The 15,318-nt window shown below is 60.7% G+C and carries 10 protein-coding genes; 5 read left to right on the top strand and 5 right to left on the bottom strand.

The window, feature by feature from the left end:
• Positions 1–32 precede the first annotated feature (32 nt).
• Entirely contained in the window at positions 33–2,222 is a 2,190-nt protein-coding gene (locus AB4N53_RS19520) for an autotransporter outer membrane beta-barrel domain-containing protein (protein WP_460122424.1), read from the top strand.
• A 210-nt stretch (positions 2,223–2,432) separates the two neighbouring features.
• Here AB4N53_RS19520 and oadA read toward each other — a convergent pair whose 3' ends face one another.
• Together oadA and AB4N53_RS19530 are read right to left on the bottom strand one after the other, a co-directional pair.
• On the bottom strand, positions 2,433–4,241 hold the full coding sequence (gene oadA / locus AB4N53_RS19525; protein WP_122612789.1) for a sodium-extruding oxaloacetate decarboxylase subunit alpha: 1,809 nt from the start codon (positions 4,239–4,241) through the stop codon (positions 2,433–2,435).
• Between the two features lie 101 nt (positions 4,242–4,342).
• Positions 4,343–5,758 carry an acetyl-CoA carboxylase biotin carboxylase subunit gene (locus AB4N53_RS19530; RefSeq protein ID WP_024014853.1) on the bottom strand — a complete coding sequence of 472 codons (1,416 nt, stop codon included), beginning with the start codon at positions 5,756–5,758 and terminating at the stop codon, positions 4,343–4,345.
• Positions 5,759–5,948: 190 nt separating this feature from the next.
• Between AB4N53_RS19530 and AB4N53_RS19535 the strand changes: the two genes are divergently transcribed.
• Positions 5,949–6,911 carry a LysR family transcriptional regulator gene (locus AB4N53_RS19535; RefSeq protein WP_460122426.1) on the top strand — a complete coding sequence of 321 codons (963 nt, stop codon included), beginning with the start codon at positions 5,949–5,951 and terminating at the stop codon, positions 6,909–6,911.
• On the opposite strand, the gene AB4N53_RS19540 is transcribed toward AB4N53_RS19535, so the two are convergent.
• The 3 genes from AB4N53_RS19540 to AB4N53_RS19550 form a co-directional block, all read right to left on the bottom strand.
• The gene (locus AB4N53_RS19540; RefSeq protein ID WP_081932351.1) at positions 6,853–7,056 is read right to left on the bottom strand and encodes a PA3496 family putative envelope integrity protein; all 204 of its coding nucleotides are present in this window, start codon (positions 7,054–7,056) and stop codon (positions 6,853–6,855) included. The two genes, AB4N53_RS19535 and AB4N53_RS19540, sit on opposite strands and share 59 nt — an antisense overlap.
• A 233-nt stretch (positions 7,057–7,289) precedes the next feature.
• Positions 7,290–8,156 carry a transcriptional regulator HexR gene (hexR, locus tag AB4N53_RS19545; protein ID WP_007962240.1) on the bottom strand — a complete coding sequence of 289 codons (867 nt, stop codon included), beginning with the start codon at positions 8,154–8,156 and terminating at the stop codon, positions 7,290–7,292.
• 127 nt (positions 8,157–8,283) lie between these two features.
• On the bottom strand, positions 8,284–11,157 hold the full coding sequence (locus AB4N53_RS19550) for a putative bifunctional diguanylate cyclase/phosphodiesterase (RefSeq protein WP_460122429.1): 2,874 nt from the start codon (positions 11,155–11,157) through the stop codon (positions 8,284–8,286).
• 257 nt (positions 11,158–11,414) lie between these two features.
• Here AB4N53_RS19550 and uvrD point away from each other — a divergent pair, with 257 nt between their 5' ends.
• From uvrD to AB4N53_RS19565, 3 genes are all read left to right on the top strand, one after another.
• Complete coding sequence (gene uvrD / locus AB4N53_RS19555) at positions 11,415–13,598, top strand: DNA helicase II (RefSeq protein ID WP_186568764.1); 2,184 nt, start codon at positions 11,415–11,417, stop codon at positions 13,596–13,598.
• A gap of 301 nt (positions 13,599–13,899) precedes the next feature.
• Positions 13,900–14,775: a Tim44 domain-containing protein gene (locus AB4N53_RS19560; RefSeq protein ID WP_460122432.1), complete on the top strand. Its 876-nt coding sequence runs from the start codon at positions 13,900–13,902 to the stop codon at positions 14,773–14,775.
• Between the two features lie 135 nt (positions 14,776–14,910).
• The gene (locus AB4N53_RS19565) at positions 14,911–15,318 is read left to right on the top strand and encodes an SMI1/KNR4 family protein (RefSeq protein ID WP_038359443.1); all 408 of its coding nucleotides are present in this window, start codon (positions 14,911–14,913) and stop codon (positions 15,316–15,318) included.

Genomic DNA, 15,318 nt, shown 5'->3' on the forward strand with positions numbered 1-15,318 from the left:
GTTGGGTTTTCTCGATACGGAAATCGAACCTGATGCCCACTCAACATGTATTCGCACCAAAACACCTGGCTCTGGCTATTTCACTGGCGCTGGGTGGCGTAGCGCTGGCTAACGCCGAGCAATCCACTGAAGCAATAGAGCAGCCCCCAAGCATGGAAACGACGGAGCAGCCCGAAGCCAACCCCAAGCAACAGGCGATGGAACGGCTCCAGGGTTTTCTCAACGACGCGAGCACGGTTCCGATCATCTTCACGACCCCGGAAACCGGGTTCAAAGGGACTGACGTCAACGACTTGATTACCCTCGCAGACGGCGCAAGCTTCACTGGCCGGCTGGATGGCGGCAAGGGCGATAACGTGTTGTTCCTGAATGCTGCGGAGGGCGGCGCGTTGAACGACACGCGCAACTTCAATGGGTTATTCGTCGCCCAAGGCAACTGGACGCTGAGCTCCAAAGGTGATTTCCATGAAGGCGTTCTGGTCAACAGCGGTGGGGCACTGACCAACCTCGGCAGCATCAAGGGCGATGTGTATGTCCAGAATGGCGGCAGTTTCGCCGGTAAAGGCACGGTGGGAAATCTTGAGGTGGGTGGGCTGCTCACCGTCAATGCAGCGCTTGGGGCACCGCGAGTGAAGGGCAATTTGCACTTGGCGCCTGGTGCCGAATTGGCTTACGAGGTCACTCCCGCTGGTGGTCAGACGATCAAGGTCGATGGTACAGCCCAACTCGAAGGTGCCACCCTGAAGATTGTTTCGGCTCCTGGTGAATATCCGCAGAGCAGCCAATACAAAATCATTGAGGCCCGAGAGGTAAAAGGCGAATTCGGCAGGATAGAGAACGATCTCGCCTATATGACCGCCACAGCTCAATACAACAAGAAGTCGGTTGGACTGACTTACGCTCGCAATGGTGAACCGCTTGAAAGCCTCGCTCTTACAGAAAATGCAGGCGAACTTGCAAGCAGTATTATCGAGCCAGAGCAGCCGACTTCTCCCGCTGTACCGATCGCGACAACGCCCGCTCCAGCTTCAATGACAGCGGTGATCGCAGCTCCAGCCCCCGCCCTGACCTCAGTTGCGACCTTGATTGAAGACTCCGCATCGGTGGAATCATCAATACCCAACGAAATCGTGACTGCACAAACCACCGCACAGCGCGCGTCCGAGCCTGCAAAACCCATCAACACGGCCGTCGCCGCACTGCTGACCAGCGATAAAACCACCGCGCCCATCGCCCTCGACCAACTCGCCGCAGGCAGCAACGCCAACCTCGCTAAAGCCACGCTAAGCAGCATCACCCCAGTGAGTGCGAGCATGCTCTCGGCGATGCGCCAACTGGACAACCGTTCCGGCTCTACTGACGGCTCGCGCAGTTCACCTCATCAGGCCTCGGGCAGCGAAGACTCCGGACGGGTGTGGTTCCAGGCACTGGGCCACGGCGGCAAGGTTGACCGCGACGCTGACGGCATCCTCCAACACGCCACGCAAGGGCTGGTCATGGGCGCTGACTGGCGACTCCACGAGCACTGGCAGGTCGGCCTGCTCGGCGGCAAATCGCAGACGAAACTTGATGCCCGCCAGTACGACGGCGACCTCGACAGCTGGCACTTGGGCGCCTACGCCGTGCGTCAGGATGGCCCGCTATCGGTGCGTCTCGGCGCTACCTACGCCAGCCATGACGGCAGCAGCACACGGCGGGTCGCGTTCAAGGGTTTCAGCGATCGTCTCAAGGGCAACTACGACGCCAATACTCAACAGGCATTCGCTGAAGCCGGGTTCAATCTGGGCCGGGATCGCGTAACCCTCGAGCCCTACGCCAGCCTCGGCTATCAGCGTTATCAGCGCGACAGCTACAACGAAAAGGGCGGCGACGCGGCGCTGAAAGTCTACGGCCAGACCCGCGACAACTTCAGCAGCACCTTCGGTCTGCGGGTTGCGCAGGTCAATACGCTGGAGAACGGCATGCATTTGACCCCGCGATTGAGCGCCGGCTGGAAACATACCTACGGTGACATCGACAGTGACACCCGCCAGCAACTGCGCAAGGGCGGCAAGCGCTTCGAAGTGACCGGCGCGGCACTGGATAGGAACGCTCTGTCGGTGGATGCGGGGCTCGATCTTGGTATTTCAGCGGCGCATACACTGGGCGTGGGCTTGACGGGTGAGCTGGGCAATGACAGCCGAGCGTATGGCTTTGCGGGTCAATGGCGCATGGCGTTCTAATGGATTAAGCACGCCTTCTGTGGGAGCGAGCCTGCTCGCGAAAGCGGTGGATCACTCGCAGATGATGTTGGCTGGTCCGACGCATTCGCGAGCAGGCTCGCTCCCACATTGGTTCTTCAAGCGAGCTGAGAAGTAACGAAAATCACAGGCAAAAAAAAAGGGGAGCACCTGCTCCCCCGAGGTTTAAAGCGTTGGATCGCGGCTGTTATCTCAGCCTTCGATCTCGATGAGGATTTCGCCCGGGTTGACCCGGTCGCCCTTGGCCACATGAATCGCAGTGACCTTGCCGGCAATGGCAGCCTGGACTTCGGTTTCCATTTTCATCGCTTCGGTGATCAGTACCGCCTGGCCCGCCTTGACGGTGTCACCCTCCTTGACCAGCACATCGACGATGTTGCCGGGCATGGTGGTGCTGACGTGGCCTGGCGCCGAGGCCTGTTTGCGTTTGCTGCTGCCACCGCCGACGAACTCGTTGAGCGGTTCGAACACCACTTCTTCGGGCATGCCGTCGATGGACAGATAGAAGTGGCGCTTGCCTTCGGCCTTGACGCCGACACCGGTGATGTCGACGCGGTAGGTTTCGCCGTGGACGTCGATGACGAACTCGGTCGGCACGCCTTCGCCGCCCGCCGAGGCAACGGCACCCGCTTCCGGGATCGGCAACAGCACTTCCGGCGTAAGGGTGCCGGCGGCACGCTCTTCGAGGAACTTGCGCCCGATGTCCGGGAACATGGCGAAGGTCAGCACGTCTTCTTCGGACTTGGCCAGTGCGCCGATGTCGGCACGCAGCTTGGTCATTTCCGGTTTGAGCAGATCGGCCGGGCGCACGTCGATGACGTCTTCGCTGCCGATCGCCTGACGCCGCAGCTTTTCATTGACCACGCCCGGCGCCTTACCGTAGCCGCCCTGCAGATACAGCTTCACCTCGTTGGTGATGGTCTTGTAACGCTCGCCGGCCAGCACGTTGAAGAACGCCTGGGTGCCGACGATCTGCGACGTCGGGGTCACCAGCGGCGGGAAGCCGAGGTCTTCACGTACGCGCGGAATTTCTGCGAGCACTTCGCCCATGCGGTTCAGAGCGCCCTGCTCTTTCAACTGGTTGGCGAGGTTGGAGATCATCCCGCCCGGCACTTGGTTGACCTGCACACGGGTATCGACGGCGGTGAATTCGCTTTCGAACTGGTGGTACTTCTTGCGCACCGCGTAGAAGTACAGGCCGATTTCCTGCAGCAGTTCCAGATTCAGGCCGGTGTCGTACTCGGTGCCTTTGAGCGCGGCAACCATCGACTCGGTGCCGGGGTGGCTGGTGCCTGAGGCGAAACTGGAGATTGCGGTGTCGATGTGATCGGCACCGTTCTCGATCGCTTTGAGCTGGCACATGGCGGCCAGGCCAGCGGTGTCGTGGGAGTGGATGAACACCGGCAGCGACTGTTCGGCTTTCAATGCGCGCACCAGTTCACCTGTGGCGTATGGCGTCAGCAGACCGGCCATGTCCTTGATCGCTACCGAATCGCAACCCATGGATTCCATTTGCTTGGCTTGGGTAACGAAGGCGTCGATGGTGTGTACCGGACTGGTGGTGTAGGCGATGGTCCCTTGCGCATGCTTTCCGGCCGCTTTCACCGCTTCGATGGCCACGCGCAGGTTACGCACATCGTTCATCGCATCGAAGATGCGGAACACGTCGATGCCGTTCACCGCTGCCTTGGCGACGAAGGCTTTGACCACGTCATCGCTGTAGTGGCGATAGCCGAGCAGGTTCTGCCCGCGCAGGAGCATTTGCAGACGGGTGTTGGGCAGCGCCGCACGCAATTGGCGCAGGCGCTCCCACGGGTCTTCCTTGAGAAAGCGCACGCAAGCGTCGAACGTCGCGCCGCCCCAGCATTCCAGCGACCAGTAGCCGACCTTGTCGAGCTTGTCGCAGATCGGCAGCATGTCTTCGGTGCGCATGCGGGTGGCGAGCAGCGATTGGTGAGCGTCGCGCAGGATGGTGTCGGTAACGAAGATCTTCTTAGTCATTGGTATCTCCTCATAGCGGCAAGCTTCAAGCTACGAGCTGCAAGAAAAAGCCAATCTGCTTTTACTTGCCGCTTGCAGCTGAAAGCTCGCAGCTGCTTCATTCATAGGCCTGCGTGGGCGGCGATGGCGGCGGCGATGGCCAGGGCCAGCTCTTCGGGTTTGCGCTTGATCGAGTAGTTGGTCAGTTCCGGATGGCTCTCAACGAAGCTGGTATTGAACTGGCCGCTACGGAATTCCGGGTTACGCAGGATTTCCTGGTAGTAGGCGGCGGTGGTCTTCACCCCTTGCAGACGCATGTCATCAAGGGCACGCAAGCCACGGTCCATCGCCTCTTCCCAGGTCAGTGCCCAGACCACCAGTTTCAGGCACATCGAATCGTAGAACGGCGGAATGGTGTAGCCGGTGTAGATCGCCGTATCGGTGCGCACGCCCGGACCGCCGGGGGCGTAGTAACGGGTGATCTTGCCGAAGCTGGGCAGAAAGTTGTTCTTTGGGTCTTCAGCGTTGATACGGAACTGCAACGCAAAACCACGATGCTGAATGTCTTCCTGCTTCACTGACAATGGAAGGCCGGAAGCAATGCGAATCTGTTCGCGGACGATGTCGATGCCGGTGATTTCTTCGGTGATGGTGTGTTCCACCTGCACCCGCGTGTTCATTTCCATGAAGTACACCTCGCCCTCGGCGAGCAGGAACTCCACGGTGCCGGCGTTCTCGTAACCCACAGCCTTGGCCGCACGCACCGACAGGTCGCCGATGTAGGCGCGTTGCTCCGGGGTCAGCTGCGGACTCGGCGCGATCTCGATGAGCTTTTGGTTGCGGCGCTGGATCGAGCAGTCACGCTCGAACAGGTGCACGACGTTGCCGAAGCTGTCGCCGAGAATCTGCGCTTCGATGTGCTTGGGATTGACGATGCATTTTTCCAGGAACACTTCCGCCGAACCGAACGCCTTGGTGGCTTCGGATATGACCCGGGGGAAGTTCTGTTCGAGTTCTTCGCGGCTGTTGCAGCGACGGATACCGCGTCCGCCACCACCGGAGGTGGCCTTGAGCATTACCGGGTAACCGATACGGTCGCCTTCGACCAGGGCTTCTTCGATACCGGAGACATTGCCCTCGGTACCGGGCGTCACCGGTACGCCGGCCTTGATCATGCTGCGCCGCGCTTCAGTCTTGTCGCCCATGCGCCGGATGACTTCCGCCGACGGGCCGATGAATTTGATGCCGCGCTCAGCGCAGATTTCCGCCAGCTCGGCGTTTTCCGACAGGAATCCGTAGCCGGGGTGCAGCGCATCGCAGCCGGTTTCCACCGCCAGGTTCACCAGCTTGCGCGGGTTCAGGTAGCCGGCCAATGGTTCGGCTCCGACGCTGTGCGCCTCGTCCGCACGCTTCACATGCAAGGCATGGCGATCGGCATCGGAGAAAATCGCAACCGAGCGAATGCCCATTTCGGCGCAGGCTCGTACGATTCGTACGGCAATCTCACCACGGTTGGCGATCAGGATCTTTTTTATCACTTGGAGGTTCCCTTGAGCCGGTGGCACCACGACCTGCTAGACCCAGGTCGACGCGTGACCAAATGTTTCAATTCAGTCGCAGGTCCACACTAGCGCTGCCAAGGGATTAACAAAAATGAATAAAAATTGGGACAGGCATAAGTAAACACTTATAGTTGTGGCGTCTGCCCGCCGCCCGAGCATCAAAAATATGCGTAAGTCACTGATGCGTATGACATTGCGTCAACTGCAAATCTTCAATGAGGTTTGCGACTTACGATCCTACAGCCGCGCCGCTGAGGAAATGTCCCTCACACAACCGGCCGTCAGCCTACAGATTCGTCAGCTTGAAGAGCTGATCGGCCAGCCGCTCTTCGACTATGTCGGCAAAAAACTCTACATGACTGAGGCGGCAGAAGCGCTTCAACGTGCCAGTCGCGACATTTTCGGGCGCCTGGAAAACCTCGATATGCAACTGTCGGACATGCAGGGCTCGCTGCAGGGCCAGCTGAAACTGGCGGTGGAATCCAGTGCGAAATATTTTGTGCCGCACCTGTTCGCCGCGTTCAAGCGCCAGCATCCGGAAGTCAATTTGCAGCTGACGGTGGTCAACCGTGGCCAGGTCATCCGCCGCCTCTCGGACAACCGCGACGACCTGGTCATCATGTCGATGGTGCCGCAGGATATGGGCCTGGAATTCCTGCCGTTTCTCAATAATCCGATCGTTGCCGTGGCGCGCCCGGATCATCCGCTGGCGCACATGGGCCCGCTGCGCTTGCAGGATCTCGAGCCGTATACGCTGCTGATCCGCGAGCCGGGCTCGGGTACGCGTCTGGCCTGCGAGGAATACTTCAAGGAAAAGCGCGTGCACTTCACCCAGACCCAGGAAGTGGCGTCCGCCGAAGCTCAGCGTGAATGCGTGGTGGCAGGTCTGGGCCTGGCGCTGTTGACGCGCCACGCCCTGAACCTGGAGCTGGCGACCGGCGGCCTGGTCGAGCTGCCGGTCGAAGAGTTGCCGCTGATGCGCAGCTGGTGCCTGGTGCAAGCCAAAGCCAAACGGCTGTCACCGGTGGCGCACGCCTTCCTGGCGTTCATCCGCAGCGAGCGGGCGCAGATTATTGCGTTGGTTGAGCGTTTCGACGGGAAGCTGCGGGCGTTGCCTGCCAGTGCGTGATCTCGGGAAAATCGCCGATCTCGGCCTGAAGCTGGCGAAGTTCGAAGCGATCTTCAATGGCGCGGCGAAATTCCATGCGGCGCTGATCTTCCTGCTGTCGACGGGTTTTCGCGGCGCTGTTGCGTTCTTCGTAGGGCTGAGCCATTTCGAGTCTCCCAGGGCGAGTACGGGAGTTTCACGATAGGCGTGGGGGATGACGGTTTGGCTGCGCGGGGATGACAATGTGATGAAATGTGCGCAGGGATGTGGTGTTTTTGAGGACGCCTTCGCGAGCAGGCTCGCTCCCACATTTGATCCCGTCATGACCCAGAATTTGTGTTCTCGGGAGATCCCCTGTGGGAGCGAGCCTGCTCGCGAACAAGGTCGGAACGACCTTGCTCAATCATCCAGGGCTTTCACGGCTTTTGGAGACAGACGCAAACTGCGCAGACTGCGCTTGACGCTCTTGAGGTGATTGACCAGGCTCGGCCCGCGCGCCATGGCCACGCCCATCGCCAGCACGTCGATCACGACAAGGTGCGCGATACGCGAAGTCAGCGGCGTATAGATTTCGGTGTCTTCATGTACATCGATCGCCAGATTGACGGTCGACAGTTCGGCCAACGGCGTCTGGCTCGGGCACAGGGTGATCAGCGACGCCCCGCTCTCGCGTACGAGATTGGCGGTGATCAGCAAATCCTTGGATCGCCCTGACTGGGAAATACAGATCGCCACATCGGTCGGTTTCAAGGTAACGGCTGACATGGCCTGCATGTGCGGATCGGAGTACGCCGCCGCGGTCAGCAGCAACCGGAAGAACTTGTGCTGCGCATCTGCCGCCACCGCGCCCGAGGCCCCGAAGCCGTAGAACTCGACACGTTGCGCCTGCGACATCAACGTCACCGCGCGTTGCAATTCCACCGGATCGAGCTTCTCGCGCACTTCCATCAGGGTGTGCAGCGTGGTGTCGAAAATCTTCAGGCTGTAGTCGGCGACGGAGTCGTCTTCGTGAATCGCGAACTGGCCGAAGCTGGCGCCGGCGGCCAGGCTTTGCGCCAGTTTCAGTTTCAGATCCTGAAAGCCGGAACAACCGATGGCGCGGCAGAAGCGCACGATGGTCGGCTCGCTGATGCCGACGCTGTGAGCCAGGTCGGCCATGGAACTGTGCATCACTGCCGCAGGGTCAAGCAGCACGTGGTCGGCGACCTTGAGCTCCGACTTGCGTAACAGGTGACGTGACTGGGCGATGTGTTGCAGCAGATTCAAGGGGCTGGACTCTTCTTGTGGGCAAGGATGTAGCAAGCTTGTAGTTATACTACATGAATAGGCATTTTGCCTGCTCAATGCGTAACTCGATGTCCCGGCATCAGGCACGCTGAGGTGCATGTAGCCCTTAACGCAGATTTTCCTGATCACGCAAAAGCCCGGCCAGACAGGCAGCGTCCACCGGCCGGCTGATCAGATAACCCTGCACCTCGTCGCAACGCTCCATGCGCAGAAATTCCAACTGATCCTGACGCTCGACACCCTCCGCCACTACTTTCAGCGCCAGCCCGTGAGCCATGGCGATGATCGCACGCGTGATTGCAGCGTCCGCGCTGCCCACGCTCAAGCCGCGAATGAACGCCTGGTCGATCTTCACGTAATCCACTGGAATGCGCTTGAGATAACTCAAAGACGAATAACCGGTACCGAAATCATCGATCGCCAGTTTCACCCCCAGATCGCGCAGTTGCTGGAACGTCGCAATGATGTGTTCGACGCTGTCGAGCAAATGGCTTTCGGTCAACTCGAGCTCGAGGCAGTGCGGCGCCAGCCCGGTTTCTTCCAGCACCTGCCGCACCAGACTGACCAGCTTGCCCTGGCGCAGCTGATGCACCGACAGGTTCACCGACACGCGGATCGGCGCCAGGCCCTGCCGCTGCCATTCGCACGCTTGCCAGCACGCCTGACGCAAAACGAATTCGCCGATCGGCCCGATCAGACCGGTCTCTTCAGCCAGGCCAATGAAATCCGCCGGCGGCACCTGGCCCATGCTCGGATGATCCCAGCGCACCAGCGCTTCAGCGGCATTCATGCGGCCGGTTTGCAGGCACAGTTTCGGTTGATAGAACACCGTCAGTTGCTGTTCTTCAATGGCTCGGCGCAGGTGGTTTTCCAGTTGCAAACGTTCGAGTGTGCTGGCTTGCAGGCTGTCGGTGAAGAACTGGAAATTGTTGCCGCCCAGATGTTTGGCATGCTGCATGGCCATGTTCGACTGGCTGACCAGCGCGGAAATCTCCCGCGCGTTGTCCGGCAACAGGCTGATGCCCATCGAAGCGCTGACCACCAGTTCATGCCCGTCGACGCTCAGTGGCAAACGCAGCTTGGCCGACAACCGCGTGGCGACCCGCGCCAGGCTCGACAGATTGCCGTAGGCATCGAACAGCACGGCAAATTCGTCACCGGACAGGCGCGCAATGGTGTCGGCTTCCGGCAAGGCATTGACCAGGCGCCGGGCCATCTTCTGCAGCAGCTGATCGGCGACTTCATGGCCAAGGCTGTCGTTGAGCAATTTGAAGCGATCGAGATTGATGTGCAGCAACGCCAGACTGCGGCGCCCGCCTTGCCGCACCCGCTGATGGGCTTCGTGCAGACGCTCGCGGAACAGCGCACGGTTGGCCAGGCCGGTGAGCTCGTCGTAATGAGTCAGATAGCGCATGCGTTCTTCCGAGGCACGCCGCGCCGAGAGATCGGCGAAGAAGCCGACGATATGGCTGACATTGCCACGGCTGTCGCGCACGGCATTGAGTTGCAGCCATTGCGGATACAGCTCGCCGTTCTTGCGGGTTTCCACCAGCTCACCCTGCCAACTGCCGTGCTGCTCCAGTGCCTGACGGATCGCCACGTAGTGACGACGGGCATCGCGGCTGCACGGCAACTCGACGACGTTGCGCCCGAGCATGTCGTCGATCTCGTAACCGGTGACCCGGCTGAACGCCTGATTGATCGCAATCAGCGCGTAGTCCGGGTCGAGAATCACGATGCCTTCGCTGGCCGCTTCGAACACCGTTGCCGCCAGCCGTTGCTGCTCTTCGAGGCTTTTGCTGGCGCTGATATCGCGACGGGTGCCGACCATGCGGATCACCCGGCCACTGGCGCTGCGCTCTACGGCGCGGCCACGGTCCTCGATCCACACCCAGTGGCCGTCGCCGTGGCGCAGGCGATATTCGACCTGATAATCCTCGGTGCGCCCTTTCAAATGCTCGACCAGGGCGAACTTGAGTGACGGCACGTCTTCGGGGTGCAGTCGCGGCTTGAGGTCGCGCAGCAGCGCGGTCACGTACTCCGGGGCGAGGCCGAACAGTTCTTGAATCTGTGTGTGATGGACTTCGTCGGTCTGCAGGTTCCAGTCCCACAATCCGAGCTCACTGGCCTTGAGCGCCAGCGCCAGGCGCGCTTCGCTTTTGCTCAGGGCCTGATTGGCGGCATCCAGTTCGCGGCTGCGCTGGGCTACGCGATCTTCGAGATCGACCTGCGCTTCACGCAATTGCGCCTCGGCACAGCGGCGCTGTTCGATCTCTTTGCCAAGTTCCTGATTGAGTTGTTCGCTGCGCGTCTGCGCTTGCTGCAAATGCTCGATCAGGTGCTGATTCTGAAAACGCCGAAGCAATCCACGGTCGATCAGCCGATTGACCTGCCACGCCACCACGCTCAACGAACCGAGCAGGATCAGACCCAGCCAGCCCCAGCCCCGGGCCTGATCGTCGCCGCCCCAGAACAGGTAGCCGATCGCTGGCAGCAGGCACGGCAAGGTAAACGAGAGGAACGCCGGCAGGCTCACCGCGTAGGCGACACTGGCCGACAGCGTTGCCGCGCCGATCAGGCCGAACACCCAGGCTTGCTGCATGAAGTTGTCAGCGGGTACCAGGGCGATACCGGCTCCGGCCAGAGTCAGGCCGGTCATGGTCGAACCGAGCAGGAACATGCGGAACCAGATCGGCTGGGCCTGACGATCGGGAATCGCCGAATCGAACGCGGCCACCTGAATCACCCGCAGCGCGACCAGCGACAGCAGCCACACCAGCCAGACGCTGACCACGAAGTAGCGCTGCGGGCTCCAGAGCAAAGCGGCGCAGACCAGACCGTTGATCAACATGAACAGCGTGGGCAACAACGAGCCCTGATACAGCAGACGCGTGCGCTCCACCGCCATTTCGACGGCATAGTGCTTGCGGATCACCCGGGGGTCCACGGAGGGTCCCGACAGTTCGGCGCTGAAGATCATGGGCAACGTTCTTGTTCTTATAAGGAGGGCGTGCGCCCGAAACGTGCACGGAGCATACACAAGCCGATCCCGATGCCAAACTGCTGCCGATCACAATTGCGGGGAAATTTTCCGCCGCTTGCGCACCGCTGCAACCCCTCAGGCGAGACGGGCCGAAGCCTGCAGCCAGTGACCGACCGGTCGTCATCGGCAGCACTTTCATCGGCTAATGCAACGCACGGTTTGCCCGGGCCTGCGGCGCACCCTAGAATGCCCCGATGCGCGATGATCTCTCCCTTCTGCTGAACTCCCTCAACGATGCCCAACGCCAGGCCGTAGCAGCCCCCGTTGGCCGTCAGTTGGTCCTGGCCGGCGCCGGTTCCGGTAAAACCCGAGTGCTGGTGCACCGTATCGCCTGGTTGATCCAGGTCGAAAACGCCTCGCCTCACTCCATCCTGTCGGTGACCTTCACCAACAAGGCCGCTGCCGAGATGCGCCATCGCATCGAGCAGTTGCTGGGCATCAACCCGGCCGGCATGTGGGTCGGCACCTTCCACGGCCTCGCGCACCGCTTGCTGCGCGCGCACTGGCAGGAAGCGGGCCTGAGCCAGACCTTCCAGATTCTCGACAGCGATGACCAGCAACGGCTGGTAAAGCGGGTGATCCGCGAGCTGGGTCTGGACGAGCAACGCTGGCCGGCGCGGCAGGCGCAGTGGTTCATCAACGGCCAGAAAGACGAAGGTCTGCGACCGCAACACATTCAGGCCAGCGGCGACCTGTTCCTCGCCACCATGCGCGGCATCTACGAAGCCTACGAGGCAGCGTGCCTGCGTGCCGGCGTGATCGATTTCTCCGAACTGCTGCTGCGCGCACTCGACCTGTGGCGCGATCACCCCGGCCTGCTGGCGCACTACCAAAAGCGCTTCCGGCATATTCTGGTCGACGAGTTCCAGGATACCAACGCCGTGCAGTACGCCTGGTTGCGCCTGCTCGGCAAGGGCGGCGACAGCCTGATGGTGGTCGGCGACGACGACCAGTCGATTTACGGCTGGCGCGGCGCGAAGATCGAGAACATTCATCAGTACTCGTCCGACTTCCCGGACTCCGAGACGATTCGTCTGGAGCAGAACTACCGCTCCACCGCCGGCATCCTCAAAGCCGCCAACGCGCTGATCGCCAACAACACCGGGCGTCTCGGTAAAGAGCTATGGACCGACGGTGGCGACGGCGAAGCGATCAATCTGTACGCCGCGTTCAACGAACACGACGAAGCGCGCTACGTGGTGGAAACCATCGAAAGCGCGCTGAAAACCGGTCTGGCCCGTAGCGATATCGCGATTCTGTACCGCTCCAACGCCCAGTCGCGGGTGCTCGAAGAAGCCCTGCTGCGTGAGCGCATCCCGTACCGCATCTATGGCGGGCAGCGCTTCTTCGAACGCGCGGAAATCAAGAACGCCATGGCCTACCTGCGCTTGCTTGAAGGTCGTGGCAACGACGCGGCGCTGGAGCGGGTGATCAACGTGCCGGCCCGCGGCATCGGCGAGAAAACCGTCGAAGCGATTCGCGAGCATGCGCGGCACAGCGATGTGTCGATGTGGGAAGCAATGCGCCTATTGGTGGCTAACAAAGGCCTGACCGGCCGTGCAGCGAGCGCGCTCGGTGCATTTATCGAACTGATCGAGAACCTCGCCGCCAAGTGCGCCGAGATGCCGCTGCACCTGATGACGCAAACCGTCATCGAGCAGTCTGGCCTGATCGCCTATCACGAGGCGGAAAAAGGCGAAAAAGGCCAGGCCCGGGTAGAAAACCTTGAGGAACTGGTCAGCGCCGCGCGCAACTTCGAGAACACCGAAGAGGACGAAGAACTCACGCCACTGGCGGCGTTCCTCGGCCATGCTTCGCTGGAGGCCGGCGACACTCAGGCCGACGAGCACGAAGACAGTGTGCAACTGATGACCCTGCACAGCGCCAAAGGTCTGGAATTCCCTTACGTGTTCCTCGTGGGCATGGAAGAAGGCCTGTTCCCGCACAAGATGAGCCTGGAAGAACCGGGGCGTCTCGAGGAAGAACGGCGTCTGGCTTACGTCGGTATCACCCGGGCGATGCAGAATCTGGTGATGACCTATGCGGAAACCCGGCGCCTGTACGGCAGCGAAACCTACAACAAGGTGTCGCGTTTCGTACGGGAAGTGCCGAAAGGCCTGATTCAGGAAGTTCGTCTGTCCAACAGCGTCAGCCGACCGTTCGGCGGCAACCAGTCGATGAGCGGCAGCAATCTGTTCAGCGGCAGCGAGATTCCGGAAACCGGTTTCGTGCTCGGTCAGGCTGTCCGTCACTCGATCTTTGGCGAAGGGGTGATCCTCAACTTCGAAGGCTCCGGCGCCCAGGCCCGGGTGCAGGTGAACTTCAGCGAAGGCAGCAAGTGGCTGATGCTCGGCTATGCCAAGCTGGAAGCGATCTAACCACCGGCACTGAACCCAATGTCGGAGCGAGCCTGCTCGCGAAAGCGCTGTGTCATCAAGCATTCATTTGTCTGACACGACGCCTTCGGGAGCAGGCTCGCTCCCACAGGGTATGCGGCTCAAGTGCATCAATCCCTCTGAACCTATCGTCTTTTCCTACAGACAAAAGTACATCGGCTGATTGCCTCGCCAAGCTGAACGCGACCTGTCAGGCAAAAGCCCGAAACACTCTCTCGCTAGCCAGTAACACTTCAGCTGTGCAACATGGCGCGCGTGTCTCCACAAAACGGGAATACCCTTTATGAAACGTTTTCTTAGCATCGCCATGGCGTTGTGCATCGGCCTGACGATGAGCCTCGACGCCAACGCCAAGCGCTTTGGTGGTGGCAAAAGCGCCGGCGCTGCGCCGACGCACCAGACCAGCCAGATGGCTCCTTCTTCTCCTGGCGTGGGCGGCGCAGCAGCGACCGCTGGCGCTGCCGGTGCTGCTGGCGCCGCGGCCAAGGCCGGTGGTGCTTCGCGCTGGCTCGGCCCATTGGCGGGTATTGCCGCCGGTGGCCTGCTGGCGTCGATGTTCATGGGCGACGGCTTCCAGGGCATGCAGATCTTCGACATCCTGATCATGGCCCTGATCGCGTTCGTGATCTTCCGCTTCATCGCCGCCCGTCGTCGCAAGCAGCAGGAGCAATTCGCTCCGGCCGGCGCGCCGATGCAGCGTGAAGTGTTCGAACAGAAACCTGCCGCCATGGGTTCGATCTTCGGTGGTTCGGCTGCTCCGGCTGCCGCCCGTCCAGTGATCAACGCACCGGCCTGGTTCAACGAACAGCGCTTCCTTGAAGCCGCGCGCAGCCACTTCCAGTCGCTGCAGCAGCACTGGGACGCCAACGAAATGGACAAGATCGCCGAGTTCGTGACCCCGCAAATGTTTGAGTTCCTCAAGCGTGAGCGTGCCGACCTGGGCGACGGCTTCCAGTCGACCTACATCGACAACCTGCAGGTGCAACTGGACGGCGTCGACGATCGTGCCGACAAGACCATCGCCACCCTGACCTTCACCGGCGTGTCGAAAACCTCGCGTTTCGACCAGGGCGAAGTGTTCAGCGAAAGCTGGAACATGGAACGTCCGCAGGGCGACAACCAGCCTTGGCTGGTCGCCGGTATCCGCCAGAACGGCTGATCCCTGCTGCGCTTCACTTGCGGTAACAGAACCCCGGCCTCGGCCGGGGTTTTTCATTTCACGGTTGCATCTATAGCGAGCTACTGTATAAACCGGCCCATATAAACCGCGCCATTCAGCAAGAGGATCCCGGACGTGGAAGAAATCATCGAACAACTGCGCGAAGCCAACGAACCCGTGCCGGTTCCTTTGGAATTGCCTGACGAAGACCTGCTGGTGGAAATCGAAGAACAACTGTTCATCGACATTCCGTTCGTCTTCAAAGAATTTTTGCTGACCGTCAGCGATGTGGTCTATGGCAGCCTCGAGCCGGTGACGGTCACCGACCCGCAATCACACACCTATCTGCCGGACGTCGCCGCCAATGCATGGGACGTGGGCGTTGACCGCAGCTTGATCCCGATCTGTCAGGACGGCGATGACTATTACTGTGTCGAAGAAGACGGCACCGTGGTGCTGTGGCAGGCCGAAGAAGAACTGATTGCTGAAGAAACCTGGGAATCGGTGTGGCACTGGGCGCGGGACGTCTGGCTGGAAAGCTGA

The organism is Pseudomonas sp. H3_E04 (assembly GCF_054668915.1).